Here is a 15,207-nt window from a genome sequence, read left to right on the forward strand (position 1 = left end):
TCATGCAGTTCGGACAGTCCGTGCGTCAATTCACGTTCACCACCGCATCACCCCACAGTTCGCCGCGCAGTTCACCCCGCATCCGCACCGGTCCGGGTGCGGTGCGGATGCGGGGCTGCGCAGGGGTGCGGACTACAGCATCCGGTCGGCCACCCGGGCGGCGGCCCGGCCGTCGTCGAGGTCGCAGAAGTCCCGCCGGAACGCCTCGTACGCCCCCGCGTGTCCCGCGGTCGCCAGGACCGGGTCACGCAGCGCCTCGACAAGATCCGCGGAGTCCGGGATCAGCGGGCCGGGGGCCCGTGACTCGAAGTCGAAGGCGAACCCGCGCAGCGTGTCGCGGTAGTGCTCCAGGTCGTAGGTGTGGAAGAGCATCGGGCGGCCGGTCTGCGCGAAGTCGAACATCAGCGAGGAGTAGTCCGTCACCAGCGCGTCGCTGATCAGCATCAGTTCTCCGACCTCCGGGTAGCGCGAGACGTCACGGACGAATCCCGTACCGCTGTCCGGGAGCCGGTCGGCGACCAGGTAGTGACGGCGCACCAGCAGGACGGTGTCCGCGCCCAGTTCGCGCTCGGCGGCGGCGAGGTCGAGCCGCAGGTCCATGGTGTAGCGGCCGCGGTTCTTCGGCTGGTCGTCGCGCCAGGTCGGCGCATAGAGCACGACCTGCTTGCCGTCGGGAATCCCGAGGGTCTCCCGCACCGCGGCGGCGATCTTGGTCCGGTCCGGGGCGTGGAACAGATCGCTGCGGGGATATCCGCATTCCAGGACCTCGCCCTCGAAGCCGAAGGAGCGGCGCAGCACGGGCGTGGAGTACGTGTTCGGGGAGACCAGGAAGCTCCACTGCCGGGCGCGCTGTTCGAGGGTGGCGATGTACGCGGGGTTCGCCTGGGCGGTGCCGGCGAGGTCGAGGCCGATGCGCTTGAGCGGGGTGCCGTGCCAGGTCTGGACGACGGTCTGGCCCTCGCGCCGCTCGAACCACTCGGGCAGCTGGGTGTTGGTGACGATGTGCCGGCTACGGGCCAGTGCCTCGTGCCAGGCCGCCGAGCCGTGCTCCACGGCGGTGGCACCGGCCGGGATGCGCGCCTGCCCGTCGCTCACCACCCACAGATGCTCCAGACCGGTCCCCCGGCGGGTCAGCTCCTCGTGGACGGCGCGCGGTGAATCCGAGTACTGACGGCCGTCGAAGCTGCTGAACAGCACCGTCTCGCGCAACGCCGCGGTGCGCTGCGCCGCGTATGCCCTGCTGAGCTGCCGCCTGGCGCGGAGGCCGCGCTCCGCGGCGTCGAGCGGGGGTGCGCAGCTCAGCAGCAGCTGGTCGTGGAAGCGGCGCTCGATGACGTACGAACGGCCTGCCAGGGTGCGGGCCGCGGGCAGGGTGTGATGGGCGGCGGCCGGGAGGCGCAGAGCGGCGTCGCGGGTCTCGTCGGCGGCACCCTTCTCGCGGAGGAAGAAGTACCAGTTGCCCTCCCCCAGCGGCAGCCCTCCGCCCCCGCACATCTCGACGGCGTCCGGCCGCAGCTCGGCCGTGAACCGCCGCTCGTCCTGCGGTCCGGTGAACGCGACGGGGAAGACCGCCTCCTCGTGATGACCGCTGTGCCGCGCCACGAGCTCGACCGGGCGCCCGGGATCGTCCGGGAATCCGCCCTCCAGGAGCAGCTTCCCGTCCTGTGTCCAGGCGGCGAGTTCGACGGTGGGCTGCACGGGGCGGTCGCTGATCAGCAGATTCCCGCGCGCGCTCACGGTGAGGGCGAGCTCGCGGGGTTCGTCGGCGACCGGCGCGAGCGGGTAGCGGCCCGTCGCGACGGGGCCCGGCACATCGATGGGGGTCCGGCGCCCGCCGGGGCCGATGAGGTGGACGCTGTACGGGATGCCCGTCTGCGCCCCGGTGGATGCCGGCCTGGCGTCGAGGAGTGCGGTGAGCGGGATCCCGGCGGTGAAGCGCCGCCAGCCCGCCGCCGAGGGTGCGGCGTCCTCGTGCACGGTGACCGGGCAATCGAAGACGGTGCCGGAGGGGCGGTGGGTGAGGCCCAGTCGCAGGTCCTGGCCGCCGAGCCGGTCCCGGAGCATGCCGTCGACGACGACGGTGGCCGTCCCGTCACCCGTCCCGCCCGCGCGGTGCGTCCCGTCATCCGTCCCGCCCGCGCGGTGCGTCTCGAAGCGTGCGTCGATCCGCTCGGCGTGCAGGACCAGCCGGTCGGCGTCGAAGACCGGCACGATCCGGTGATCGCCGTCAGGGCGGTACACGGGCGGGGCCACGGGGGCCTCGGCGGTGGAGGGTGCGGAACGCCGCAGCAGCCCGTTCCTCGCGACGCCGATCTCCAGGCGCCAGGTGACGTGGTCGGCCGGGCCGTCCGCGGCGATGCGGAGCCTGGCGGGGTCGAGGACCGTCTCGAAGCCGGACCGGTCGTAGTCGTGCAGGCTCTGCCGGGAGCGCGCGGTGGCCTCCGGCTCGCCGGTCCGGCGCAGCCGCAGCGGGACCACCTGCCGCCCGCCCGCCCGCAGCCAGCCGGCCCGGAATTCGGCGGGGCCCGAGGAGACGGGCAGGTTGCGGACGTACGCGTACCCCTTCAGGTGCAGCTTGCCGTCCTGCCAGCGCACCTCCCGCAGCCGGGCGACCAGTGGCAGATCGGCGTCGCCGACGCGCAGCACCCGGCCCGGCACCGGCCGGGTCAGCGCCGGGTAGGCGGCCCGCCGGCGGCGCACGCCCCGTACGGCGAACGCCCCTGGCTCCCGTTTGTCGAAGGCGAGCAGGGCCAGCAGTTCATCCGTGCGGCGCTCGCGCACGAGGTGCCACATCAGCCGCAGCCGCAGCGGGAGCCCGTCGAGCACTGCCGGGTCGACCTGGTCCATGAACGCGTTGGTGTGCGTCAGGAAGGCGGTGCGGTACGCCTCGTCGCCGTCGGGCAGGACCTCCATGAAGTACCAGAGGTCGTCGGCGAGGACGTGCGCCTCGTAGAGGTTCTTGTCGGCGGCCGTGCGGTTCTCCGCCAGGAAGGTGGAGACGCCCTGCACGTGCGAGACCCGGTCGCGGACGCCTCGGACGACGGCCCGGTCGGCGGTGATCGAGCCGGGGCGGTCCCGCCAGTGGTAGACGGGGTCCTTCACGATGTCGACGGAGCCGGCCAGGAAGTGGGCGGGCAGCACGACCGGGGTGTCCTCGTAGAGCACGCCGACAGGGAAGGCGAACGCGTGCTCGTCCCAGAAGGAGCGCCGGAAGACCTTGTTGCAGGCGATCCGGTCACCGGCGAGCTGCCGGTCACGGGAGATGTGGGTGCGCAGCCGCGTCGTCGCCATGGGCCCCCGGAACATGGGCGACTGCTGGAGCCTGCCGCCTGCCCGCAGCCGCAGCACGTTGCCGGACGCCAGATCCGAGCCGGTCTTCTCCAGTGCGCCGATCAGCAGCTCGTACGCGTTCGGCGGGACGACGTCGTCGCTGTCGACGAAGGCGAGGTAGCTGCCGGCCGGGTCGCAGTTGCGGACGCCGGTGTTCCGGGCGTGCCCCAGTCCGCCGTTCTCCTGACTGACCAGCCGGAAGCGGTCGTCCTGTGCGGCGAACCCGGCGGCCAGGGCCGCGCTGCCGTCGGTGGACCCGTCGTCGACCATCACCACTTCGAGGTCGGTGACGGTCTGCTCCGCGAGGGACTTCAGGCAGTCGGTCAGGAAGGGTTCCACGTTGTAGACGGGGACAACGACACTGAGCCGTGGCGGCATGGTGAGCACGTCCGTTCATCGGGGGCCTGGCTATCCGTATGGCTCAACCCCGTGAACGGCCGGGGGTCACCGGTTACGGTCCCCAACGAGTGACGTCACGTTCATCCGTGCTGACGCCGAACGCGGTGCCGCGGCCCCGCCCCGCGCCCCCACCCGCGGCCCCGCCCCGTGGTCAGCGGGTGAGCGCGGCCACGGCCGAGGCCGCCAGGTCGTCCAGATAGCCGGCGGGCAGCTCGCCCCTGACGACCGCGAGCCGCCAGTAGAGCGGCCCGACGATCAGGTCGAGGGCCCGGTCCGGATCGCTGTCCTGCGGCAGTTCCCCCCGGGCGACGGCGTCGCGTACGACCACGGCGGCGATGCCCTGCTGCGGGTCGAGCAGGGCGGCCTTGATGGTGTCGGAGATCTCCGGGCTGCGGGCAGCCTCGACGAGCAGGTCCGGGATGACCTGGGAGGCGAGCGGGTGGCGCAGGGCGTACGCCGCCAGTTCGAGCACGGCGCGGACGTCCCCGTACAGCGAACCGGTGGCCGGGGCCGGCATGCCCTGGACCGCGACGGCCGAGACCAGGTCCAGGACCAGGTGCAGCTTGGACTTCCAGCGGCGGTAGACCGCGGTCTTGCCGACGCCCGCCCGTCGCGCGATGCCCTCGATCGACATCCGGGCGAAGCCGACCGCGGCCAGTTCCTCGAAGACCGCGGCGCGGATCGCATCGGTCACGTCCTCGCGCAGCACGGCGGCTCCGGCGGGGGCACGGCGGCGGCTTCCCGGGTCGGTGGTCATGGCCGAATCATAGTCCGCGACGACGAAACGGTTGCGTAGCGACGTCAGTGCGTCTTACCCTCGGCGTTGCGACGATACGGTTCCGTCCCGTCGCTCCAGAACGATCCCCGTCTCTTCTTCCCGGCCTTCCCCGCCTTCCCCGCCTTTCGTCGAAAGCGATCGTGGTGAGCCAGACAACAGCCCAGGCCCCGGTGGACGCCCCTCCGTCCACTTCCCCGCCCGTGTACGCCCCGGGCGAGCTCGCCGCCCTGGCGGCCCGACACGAGCTGACCGTGAGTGGAGCCCGTCCGACCCTGCCGGTGTACGTCCGGCAACTGTGGGGGCGGCGGCACTTCATCACCGCGTTCGCCACCGCCAAGCTCACCGCCCAGTACAGCCAGGCGAAGCTCGGCCAGATCTGGCAGATCATGACCCCGCTGCTCAACGCGACGGTCTACTACTTCATCTTCGGCGTCCTGATGAAGACGAAGCACGGCGTCCCGGACTACGTCCCGTTCCTGGTCACCGGTGTCTTCATCTGGACCTTCACCAGCTCGTCGATCACCGTGGGCACCCGTGCGATCAGCGGCAACATCGGGCTCGTACGCGCCCTCCACTTCCCCCGGGCCTCGCTGCCGATCGCACTTGCCCTGCAGCAGCTCCAGCAGCTGCTCTTCTCGCTGGGCGCGCTGGTCCTGATCCTGCTGGTGTTCGGCCAGTACCCGCAGCCCGCCTGGCTGCTGGCGGTGCCGGCCCTGGCCCTGCAGGCCGTGTTCAACACCGGCATCTCGATGGTCATGGCCCGGCTGGCCGCAAGGACCCCGGACATCGCCCAGCTGACGCCGTTCATCCTGCGCACATGGATGTACGCGTCGGGCGTGATGTGGAGCGTCGGCACGATGCTCCAGGGCAGTCGGGTACCGCACCTCGTGAAGCTGGCGCTCGAGGTCAATCCGGCCGCCGTCTTCATCAACCTGATGCGGTTCGCTCTCATCGACAGCTTCGGGAGCGAACAGCTGCCACCGCATGTGTGGGCCATCGCCACCGGCTGGGCCCTGGTGTGCGGCGTGGGCGGATTCATCTACTTCTGGAAGGCCGAGGAGAGTTACGGACGTGGCTGACCGCACAGACCTCCGGGTCCCGACCGTCGTCGTCGACGACGTCCACATCACGTACAAGGTCAACGGCGCCCGCACCGGCAAGGGCAGCGCCACCTCGGCCCTCAGCCGTCTCACCTCGCGGCGGCAGTCCCCCGGGGTGCGCGAGGTGCACGCCGTGAAGGGCGTCAGCTTCGCCGCGTACAAGGGCGAGGCGATCGGCCTGATCGGCTCCAACGGCTCGGGCAAGTCGACGTTGCTGAAGGCGATCGCCGGGCTGCTGCCCGCCACCAAGGGCCGCGTCCACACCCAGGGCCAGCCCTCGCTGCTCGGCGTGAACGCGGCACTGATGAGCGATCTGACCGGCGAGCGCAACGTCGTGCTCGGCGGGCTCGCGATGGGCATGAGCCGCGAGCAGATCCGCGAACGCTACGACGGCATCGTCGACTTCTCCGGCATCAACGAGAAGGGCGACTTCATCACCCTTCCCATGCGCACGTACTCCTCAGGCATGGGTGCCCGGCTGCGCTTCTCCATCGCCGCCGCCAAGGACCACGACGTGCTGCTGATCGACGAGGCCCTGTCCACCGGCGACGCCAAGTTCCAGCGGCGCAGCAAGGAACGGATCGTCGAGCTGCGCAAGCAGGCCGGCACGGTCTTCCTGGTCAGCCACCACAACAAGTCGATCACCGAGACCTGCGAGCGGGCGATCTGGCTGGAGGCGGGGACTCTGCGGATGGACGGCCCGGCGCAGGAGGTCGTAGCGGCCTACGAGAAGTTCACCGGCAAGAAGTAGCCGCCTCGCCGGCACCGGAGTCCGCCCGCCGTCCCCGGCCCGCGCCCGGCATTTCGAGCCCGTCCGGCGGTTGTGGCATTCCGGGCCCGTCCCGCGGCTGAGGGCAACGGAGCGCTTGCGGGCAAAGAGGGGCGAGGCGGTACCGGACCCACCCGGTACCGCCTCGCCCCTCCCTCACACCTACGCGTGCGTACGCAGCAGCGTCCGCATCGTCCGCATCGCCACCGACAGGTTCGCGAGGTCGAAGGCGTCCGACCCCTGGATCTCCTCCAGCGTGGACCGCGACCGCGACAGGATCGCCGCGTTCTTCTCCTCCCACGCGTCGAACCGTTCCTGCGGTGAGGAGGAGCCATTGCCCACGCTCAGCACGTCGCCCGTGAGCGCCGCGTGCGCGGCGTACAGGTCCTCGCGGATGGAGGCACGGGCCATCGACTGCCAGCGGTCGGCCCTCGGCAGCTCGATGATCCGGTCCATCAGCTGGGTGATGCCCAACCGGTCCGCGAGGTCGTAGTAGACCTCGGCGACGGCCAGCGGGTCCTTGCCCGTGCGGTCGGCGATCGCCACGATGTCGAGCGCCGGGAAGGCCGACGAGAATCCGGCGACGCGCTGCGCCAGCGCGTCCGGGACACCCGCCTCGGTGAGCTCGTCCAGGATTCCCTGGTACCACTCCTGGTCGGCGCCCATCAGCATCTTGGGCAGCTCGGCCCAGACCTGCGCGACACCGTCGCGGAAGAAGTCGATCGTGCCGGCGATCTCCAGCGGCTGCGGCCGGTTGCCGAGCAGCCAGCGCGTACCGCGCTCGACGAGGCGGCGCGAGTGCAGCCGGATCCGGGTCTGCACATCGGCGGCGACCTTGTTGTCGAGTGCCTCGACGGCGTCCCACACCTCACCCAGGCCGAAGATCTCCCGGGCCGCGAACTGTGCCCGCACGATCTCCCCGATCGAGGCACCCGTCTCTTCCCGCAGCCGGTGCAGGACGGTCGAACCACCAGTGTTCACCGTGTCGTTGACCAGGACCGTGGTGATGATCTCGCGCCGCAGCGCGTGCCCGTCGACCGCGTCCGGGTACCGCTCCCGCAGCTGCTGCGGGAAGTAGGCGTACAGCAGCTTCTGGAGATGCGGGTCGTCCGGCAGGCTCGTCCCGATCAGCTCCTGCGCCGCCGTGATCTTCGTGTAGGCGAGCAGCACGGCCAGTTCGGGCTGGCTGAGCCCCTTGCCCGCGCTCAGCAGTTCGCGGATCTGCCGGTCGGTGGGCAGGAACTCCAGGGCCCGGTCGAGGTACCCGTCACGTTCCAGCCGCCGCATGAAGCGCTGTTGGGCGTGGAGGAGGGAGGGCGCCTGGGCGGACGAGTTGGCGAGTGCGGTGTTCTGCGCGTAGTTGTTGCGCAGCACCAGGTGGCCGATCTGGTCGGTCATCTCGGCGAGCAGCTTGTTGCGCTGCTTGACCGTCATGTCGCCGTCCCGGACCAGGCCGTTGAGCAGGATCTTGATGTTCACCTCGTGGTCGGAGGTGTCCACACCGGCGCTGTTGTCGATCGCGTCGGTGTTGATCCGGCCGCCCGTACGGGCGAACTCGATACGGCCGAGCTGGGTGGCGCCGAGGTTGCCGCCCTCGCCGACGACCTTGGCCCGCAGGTCCTCGCCGTTGACGCGGATCGCGTCGTTGGCCTTGTCCCCGACATCGGCGTTCGACTCGGCGGAGGACTTGATGTACGTACCGATGCCGCCGTTCCACGCCAGGTCGACGGGGGCCTTGAGGATGGTCTGCATCAGGTCGGCGGGCGTCATCTTGGTGACCCCGGCCTCGATGCCGAGCGCCTCACGCATGTGCGCGTTGACCGGAATCGACTTGGCGCTGCGCGGGTGGATGCCGCCGCCCGCGGAGATCAGCTCCTTGTCGTAGTCGGCCCAGGAGCTGCGCGGCAGGTCGAAGAGGCGGCGCCGCTCGGCGTACGAGGTCGCGGCGTCCGGCTTCGGGTCGATGAAGATGTGCCGGTGATCGAAGGCGGCGACGAGCCGGATGTGCTCGGAGAGCAGCATCCCGTTGCCGAACACGTCGCCCGACATGTCGCCGACGCCGACGACCGTGAAGTCCTCGGTCTGCGTGTCGTGGCCGAGCTCCCGGAAGTGCCGCTTGACGGACTCCCAGGCGCCGCGGGCGGTGATGCCCATGCCCTTGTGGTCGTAGCCGGCCGAACCGCCGGAGGCGAACGCGTCACCGAGCCAGAAGCCGTACGCGACGGCGACCTCGTTGGCGATGTCCGAGAACTTCGCGGTGCCCTTGTCGGCGGCGACGACGAGGTAGGTGTCGTCCTCGTCGTGCCGGACGACGTCCTTGGGCGGCACGACCTCGCCGGCGACCATGTTGTCGGTGATGTCGAGCAGCGCCGAGATGAAGGTGCGGTACGAGGCGATGCCCTCGGCCATCCAGGCGTCACGGTCGACGGCCGGGTCGGGAAGCTGCTTGGCGACGAAGCCGCCCTTGGCACCGACCGGCACGATGACGGTGTTCTTCACCATCTGCGCCTTGACCAGGCCGAGGACCTCCGTACGGAAGTCCTCGCGCCGGTCGGACCAGCGCAGACCGCCGCGGGCGACCTTGCCGAAGCGCAGGTGGACGCCCTCGACACGCGGCGAGTAGACCCAGATCTCGAACGCCGGGCGGGGCGCGGGGAGATCCGGGATGGACTGCGGGTCGAACTTCATCGACACGTAGCCGTGCGGCTTCCCGCTGTCCGCGCGCTGGAAGAAGCTGGTGCGCAGGGTGGCCTTGATGACGGTGAGGAAGGACCGCAGGATCCGGTCCTCGTCGAGCGAGGCGACCTGGTCCAGGGCACCGTCGAGCTCTTCGAGGAGCCCGTCGGTCAGCTCCGTACCGGCGCTCTGGCGCTCCGGCGACATCCGGGCCTCGAAGAGCGAGACCAGCAGCCGGGTGGTGTGGACGTTGTTCTGGAGGGTGCTCTCCATGTAGTCCTGGCTGAACGTGGATCCGGCCTGGCGCAGGTACTTGGCGTAGGCGCGCAGCACCATGGCCTGCCGCCAGTTCAGCCCGGCACTCAGCACCAGCGCGTTGAAGCCGTCGTTCTCCGCCTCGCCGGTCCACACGGAGGCGAAGGCCTCCTGGAACCGTTCGCGGGCGTCGTCGGCCAGGTAGCCGCCGTTGGCCGTGGCCTGCGGCATCCGCAGCCCGAAGTCGTAGATCCAGGCGTGCGTACGGTCCGCGCACCGCAGCTCGTACGGACGCTCGTCGACGACCTCGACACCGAGCCGTTGCAGCGCCGGGAGGACGGCGGACAGGGAGACCTGCTCACCGGTCCGGTAGATCTTGAACCGGCGTTCGCCGGGGGCGGCGCCGACCGGCTCGTACAGGCTGAGGGCGAAGTCCTTCCCGTCCTGCTTGAGGGCTTCGAGGTGGACCAGGTCTGCCACGGCGGCGCGCGGCGAGTGGTCGGCCTTGTAGCCCTCGGGGAACGAGTGCCCGTAGTGACGCAGCAGCTCGGCGGCGCGTTCCTCACCGCACTCGGCGCCCAGCGCTTCCTGGAAGCCGTCGGCCCAGGAGCGGGCCGCCTCGACGAGCCGGGCCTCGATACGGTCGGCCTCGGCGTCGGTGAGGCTGGGCAGTTCGCTGCCCGGGGCGACCCGGACGACGAAGTGCAGCCGGGAGAGGATCGACTCGGTGTTCCAGGCGGTGAAGTCGACGCTGGTGCCGTTCAGCTCCTCCTTGAGGATGTCGATCAGCCGCAGGCGCACACCGGTGGTGTAGCGGTCGCGCGGCAGGTAGACGATCGCGGAGTAGTAGCGCCCGTACTCGTCCTGGCGCAGGTAGAGCCGGAGCCGGCGCCGCTCCTGGAGGTAGAGCACCGAGGTGACGATGGAGCGCAGCTGGTCGGGCGGCGTCTGGAACAGCTCGTCGCGGGGGTACGTCTCCAGGATCTGGAGCAGGTCGCGGCCGTCGTGGCTGTTGTACGAGAAGCCCGCGCCCTCCAGCACCTCGGCGACCTTGCGGCGGATGACGGGCACCCGGCGCACGGACTCGGTGTACGCGGCGGACGAGAACAGGCCGAGGAACCGGCGCTCACCGGTGACGTTGCCGTCGGCGTCGAACTTCTTCACGCCGACGTAGTCGAGGTAGCTGGGGCGGTGCACGGTCGCCCGGCTGTTGGCCTTGGTCAGGATGAGGAGCTTGTGCTCGCGGGCCTTGGCCCGGGCGTCGGCGGGCAGCCGGTCGAAGGAGGGACTGACCGGGTGCGCCTCGTTCTCGCTGTGGTGCGGGTCGGAGCGCAGGATGCCGAGGCCGGTGCCGGGCACGGCGGCCAGCGCGTCGGTGTCCGTCAGTTCGTACTCGCGGTAGCCGAGGAAGGTGAAGTGGTCGGCGGCGAGCCAGCGCAGCAGCTCCCTGGCCTCGTTCACCTCGTCGTCCGCGAGGTCGTCGAGCGGCTCACCGGGCAGGTCGTCGGCGATGCGCAGCGCGGCGTCCCGCATCTTCTCCCAGTCCTCGACGGTCTCCCGTACGTCGGACAGGACCCGCAGCAGGTCGGTCTGGATCTGCTTGAGGTCGGCGCGGTCGGTCTCGCGGTCGATCTCGACGTGGATCCAGGACTCGACGACCGCGTCGTGCGGCAGCTCGGCCTTGGCGTCCTTCGCCCCCTTGGCGTTCTTGCGGCCGGCCTGGGGGTCCGTCGAGATGCCGACGCCCTCGGTGAGGACCTCGATCAGCTTGCCGGTCACATCGCGGCGGACGATGACCTGCGGGTGGATCACGACGTGGATGCCGCGGCCCTGGCGGGACAGCTCGTTGGTGACGGAGTCGACCAGGAACGGCATGTCGTCGGTGACGACCTCGACGACGGAGTGGCTGCAGGTCCAGCCGTTCTCCTCGACGGTCGGGGTGTGCACCCGGACGTTGGCCGTGCCCTGCGGGCGGTTCTCGGCGAGCCGGTAGTGGGAGGAGGCGGCACCGAAGACGTCGACCGGGTCCCGGCCGGCGATGTCCTCCGGAGCGGTGTGGAGGTAGTAGCGCTGGAGATAGGCGAGCAGTACGTCCTGACGGGGACGCTCCTGCCCGGCCCCGGTGCCGTCGTCGGCCCCGGTGGCCGGGACATGCACCCGGGGGGTACCGCCCGGGCCACCGACACCACCGCCCTGGCTGTTGTCAGCTACCTTGGCGGCCCGTGCGAGCAGCTCGGCCTTGGCTTCGTCCAGCTTGGTCTGCATGTCCTCTGGCTCCTGTCGCGCGCCGTTGCGTGACGTAGGTGAAAAAGACGACGTACCGCCACGACACGGGGTTTCCGGTCTGAGTCGACGCTATGCCGCTATGAGAGACGCCCGGGACCTTATCGGCCATTTTTGGCACTCGGGTCGGGCTTGGGGGATCAGTCATGGCCCGGGTGCTGTGGCACTCCGGGCGCAGGCCGGGGGCTTCGCTGCCCCCGAGGCGTATCGCGCTGATCACGAGGTCCAGGCTATCCCGCCCGCCCCCGTAACCGTCACGAGCCGCATGTGTACAAAAGACGGCCGCGAACTTTGACACTCTGGACAGCGCACGGGCGCTCGCTGCCGCACTCTGGATACCGGTATCCAGAACAGGCCTACACATCGTGGGGAGCCCCGCCATGGCACCGAAGATCCTGATCGTCACCGGCGACGCAGCCGAGTCCCTCGAAGTCCTCTACCCGTACCAGCGGCTGCGCGAGGAGGGTTACGAAGTTCACATCGCCGCCCCTTCCCGCAAGACGCTCCGCTTCGTGGTCCACGACTTCGAGCCCGGCTTCGACACCTACACCGAGAAGCCCGGCTACACCTGGCCCGCCGACCTGGCCTTCTCCGAGGTCGACCCCGACGACTACGTGGCCCTCGTCGTCCCGGGCGGGCGCGCTCCCGAGTACCTGCGCAACGACGCCGACCTCCGCACGATCCTCTCGGCGTTCTTCGACACGGACCGCCCGGTGGCCCAGATCTGCCACGGCCCGCTGATGACGGCAGCGGTCGGCGCGCTGAAGAACCGCCGGGTCACGGCCTATCCCGCGCTGGAGCCGGACATGGGGACGGCCGGGGCCGACTTCCAGGACACCGAGGTCGTGGTGGACGGCACCCTGGTCTCGTCCCGCGCCTGGCCGGACCACTCGGCCTGGATGCGTGAATTCCTGACCGTGCTCCGCACCAAGGCTCCGGTCGTCTGAGGCACGCCGTCCCACCGTCCCTCGGGACGGTCGTCGCAGTCCTCCGGCTTCTGGCTGCCGGCCCGCCCGGCTACTCGCCCAGCTGCTGGGCGAGGGCCGCGGCATCGGCCAGGGTGTCCACGACGGGCACCCCTGCCGCCTCCAGGCTGGCCCGGCTGTGCGAACCGCCGGTGAAGAGCACCGCCTTCGCTCCGACATGGGCCGCGGCCACCGCGTCGTCCACGGCGTCACCGATGACCACCGTGTGTTCGGGGGATATCCCGTCCAGCGCCGCGAAGTGCCGCTCCATGTGCTGCGCCTTGCTGCCGCCGGACGGCCCGGTGCGCCCGTCGACGCGCACGAAATGCCGCTCGATGCCGTATCCCCGCACGACGGGGACCAGGTGCTCGTGCCCGTACATGCTCAGCAGGGACTGGCTCCGGCCGGCCAGCTGCCACTCCGCGAGCAGCTCGGCGGCCCCCTGGGTCAGCCCGCAGGCCTCGCGCTGCTCCGTGTAGCTGCGGTGGAAGACCCCGTCCATCCGCTCCCACTCGGCATCCGTGGGCAGCCTGCCCATGAGGCGCTCGTAGAAGCGGGGAATGGGGATGCAGTACATCTCCCGGTACTGCTCCAGGGTGATCGGCGCCAGGCCGATCTCGACGAACGCGGCGTTCGTCGCCCCGACGACGGCCGTGTTGTCGTCGAGCAGAGTGCCGTTCCAGTCCCAGACCAGATGCGTGCGGTGCTTCCCGTGCGTCCCCATGCAAGAAAAATACCCGCTGCCACTGACAGCCGGACGAACAGCCCTTCGCACGGCCCTCCCGGGGCCCCGCTCACCCGATCAGATTCGGGATCTCCTGGATACCGAACCACAGCAGCTCGTGGTCCTCGGCGCCGTCGACGGTGAACTGGGCGTCGTCGTCACCGAGATCCGCCGCTCCCAGGGCTGCCGCGGCCGCCGTGACGTCCTTGTCGGCCTCGTCCGAGTCGACGTGCACGGCGGCGGCCTCGGCCAGCGCGACCGCAGAGGCGATGGTGACCTCGCCGAGCGAGGAGGCGTCCAGGATGTGGTCCGGGTCGGCGACCGCGTCCCCGTCCGGCACGTCGACGGCGACGACGACTCGGCGGCGGGCGACCGCGGGGTCCCCTGCGACCAGCCGCAGCGAAGCGGACGCGGCCCGGTTGAGCGCCGCGTACTCCAGCTCCTCGATGTCGTCGGAGACGTACCACTCCCGCAGCGCGGGGGTCACCGCGTACGCCGTCAGCGGGCCGGGGCCGACTTCGCCGGCCCGGTGCGCCGCTGCGAGCCCGGAGAGGGTCAGGGGGACGTACACGCGCATGGCTGGGGTCGCTTTCGTAGTCGGAACGCCCTCAGGATACGTGGGGCGTCCCCCTTTGGGGTTACGTGTCCGGGCCCTGCCCCGTCCACCCGGCAACCGGCCCTCACCCTGCCCGGCCCGCCCCGGGCCCCCTCACCGGACCGGCCCCACCACCCGGATAGGTGAACCCCGGGTGCTCCACCCCCGGCCTACCGACGCTTGCGGCCGCCTCCGCCGTCCCCGTAGAAGATCACCAGCAGAAGTTACCGCCCGGTATTGATCCGGGCCTCTGAAGCACGGGGGCGACAGCGATGAGCACGAACAGGACCCGGCCTGCCGGACGGCACGACGCACGCAGGCCCGAAGCCGTACCCGCACAACGCCGCCGGATGCCCCAGCGGGTCCGGCCCCACCAGTGGTTCGCGGAACGCCTCCTGGCGGTACTCAGCGGCCAGCGCCCCGTCCACTGGATGCTCGGGCACACGATCGGCGACGCCTACGACCAGCTCGCCGAACTGGCCCCCACCACCCCGCTCAGGAGCCGCGGCGCCCGCCCGGTCATCCGCATGTGCCGAGGCGCCCAGCCGGCTCCGGGTGTCGTGGAGGCCTGCGCGAGCATCGCGGCGGGCGAACAGGTCCGCGCCATGGCCTTCCGCCTGGAACAGGGCCCGGACCTCCGCTGGCGCTGCGCCGCAGTGGAACTGGGCAACACGCCGGTACGCCACCGCTGACCCACCCACGCGGGCGCACACCACCTGCGCGGGCGCACACCCCCCGCGCAGGCCCGCGCCCACCCTCTTCCGAACCACCACCCAGCACCCCCGGGCCCCCTACGGCGTCCGCGACCCACCCAACCCCGCCGACACCTGAGACGCCCCCACAGCCCCGCAAGCGTCTGCGGCACCCACTCCCAGCCCCGCGGACGCCCCGAGCCCCCATCCCAGCCACTCCGGCGCCCAAGGCGCCCCCACAGGCACCTGCACCCACTCCCAACCCTGCGGACGCCTGGAGGCCCCGCGCTTCCAGCCTCGCCGGTGCACGAGACGCTGAGCCCGGCGGTGCAGCCCCCTCTTCCAGCCCCCCACTTCCAGCCTCTCTTCCAGCCCCCCTTCCAGCCTCGCCGGCGTTTGAGGCGCGGGGTCCGGGCGGAGCCCCGGTTACGAGAAGGGGCGGGTAGGGGACAAGGCCCGCCGCAGGCGCACCCCACGTCACCCCGCAACGCACCCGCCCACCGCCCACGCACCCACCCGCCACCGCACCGCACCGCACAACGGCCGGGGCCGGACACCCAACGGTGCCCGGGCCCCGCCGCCCACAGCAAAAAAAACACCCGAAAAAATTGGGCGGCCGCCACCACCCCCCGAAAGGAACA

At 70.9% G+C, this 15,207-nt stretch carries 9 protein-coding genes; 4 read left to right on the plus strand and 5 right to left on the minus strand.

Annotation, left to right across the window (positions count from 1 at the left end; all coding sequences use genetic code 11):
- Window positions 1-132: 132 nt before the first annotated feature.
- Entirely contained in the window at window positions 133-3,717 is a 3,585-nt protein-coding gene (locus ABT025_RS32070; RefSeq protein ID WP_502972074.1) for a bifunctional glycosyltransferase/CDP-glycerol:glycerophosphate glycerophosphotransferase, read from the minus strand.
- Between the two features lie 163 nt (window positions 3,718-3,880).
- Window positions 3,881-4,486, minus strand: a complete 606-nt coding sequence (locus tag ABT025_RS32075; RefSeq protein ID WP_351002091.1) for a TetR/AcrR family transcriptional regulator — start codon at window positions 4,484-4,486, stop codon at window positions 3,881-3,883.
- A 161-nt stretch (window positions 4,487-4,647) separates the two neighbouring features.
- Here ABT025_RS32075 and ABT025_RS32080 point away from each other — a divergent pair, with 161 nt between their 5' ends.
- Window positions 4,648-5,586: an ABC transporter permease gene (locus ABT025_RS32080; RefSeq protein WP_502972075.1), complete on the plus strand. Its 939-nt coding sequence runs from the start codon at window positions 4,648-4,650 to the stop codon at window positions 5,584-5,586.
- On the plus strand, window positions 5,579-6,358 hold the full coding sequence (locus ABT025_RS32085) for an ABC transporter ATP-binding protein (RefSeq protein WP_351002093.1): 780 nt from the start codon (window positions 5,579-5,581) through the stop codon (window positions 6,356-6,358). Before ABT025_RS32080 ends, ABT025_RS32085 begins: the two co-directional genes overlap by 8 nt.
- A gap of 180 nt (window positions 6,359-6,538) precedes the next feature.
- Here the strand turns inward: ABT025_RS32085 and ABT025_RS32090 are convergent, their stop codons facing one another.
- The gene (locus ABT025_RS32090) at window positions 6,539-11,572 is read right to left on the minus strand and encodes an NAD-glutamate dehydrogenase (protein ID WP_351002095.1); all 5,034 of its coding nucleotides are present in this window, start codon (window positions 11,570-11,572) and stop codon (window positions 6,539-6,541) included.
- Between the two features lie 398 nt (window positions 11,573-11,970).
- Between ABT025_RS32090 and ABT025_RS32095 the strand changes: the two genes are divergently transcribed.
- The gene (locus tag ABT025_RS32095; RefSeq protein WP_351002097.1) at window positions 11,971-12,537 is read left to right on the plus strand and encodes a DJ-1/PfpI family protein; all 567 of its coding nucleotides are present in this window, start codon (window positions 11,971-11,973) and stop codon (window positions 12,535-12,537) included.
- A 70-nt stretch (window positions 12,538-12,607) separates the two neighbouring features.
- Here ABT025_RS32095 and ABT025_RS32100 read toward each other — a convergent pair whose 3' ends face one another.
- The gene (locus tag ABT025_RS32100) at window positions 12,608-13,279 is read right to left on the minus strand and encodes an HAD family hydrolase (RefSeq protein ID WP_351002099.1); all 672 of its coding nucleotides are present in this window, start codon (window positions 13,277-13,279) and stop codon (window positions 12,608-12,610) included.
- A gap of 70 nt (window positions 13,280-13,349) precedes the next feature.
- On the minus strand, window positions 13,350-13,856 hold the full coding sequence (locus tag ABT025_RS32105) for a DUF6912 family protein (protein ID WP_351002101.1): 507 nt from the start codon (window positions 13,854-13,856) through the stop codon (window positions 13,350-13,352).
- 290 nt (window positions 13,857-14,146) lie between these two features.
- Here ABT025_RS32105 and ABT025_RS32110 point away from each other — a divergent pair, with 290 nt between their 5' ends.
- A complete protein-coding gene (locus ABT025_RS32110; RefSeq protein ID WP_351002103.1) occupies window positions 14,147-14,566 on the plus strand; it encodes an Rv3235 family protein in 420 nt (139 codons plus the stop codon).
- The last annotated feature ends 641 nt before the right edge of the window (window positions 14,567-15,207 follow it).

The sequence above is a fragment of the Streptomyces sp. NPDC002809 genome (genome assembly GCF_040295435.1).
Taxonomy (GTDB): domain Bacteria; phylum Actinomycetota; class Actinomycetes; order Streptomycetales; family Streptomycetaceae; genus Streptomyces.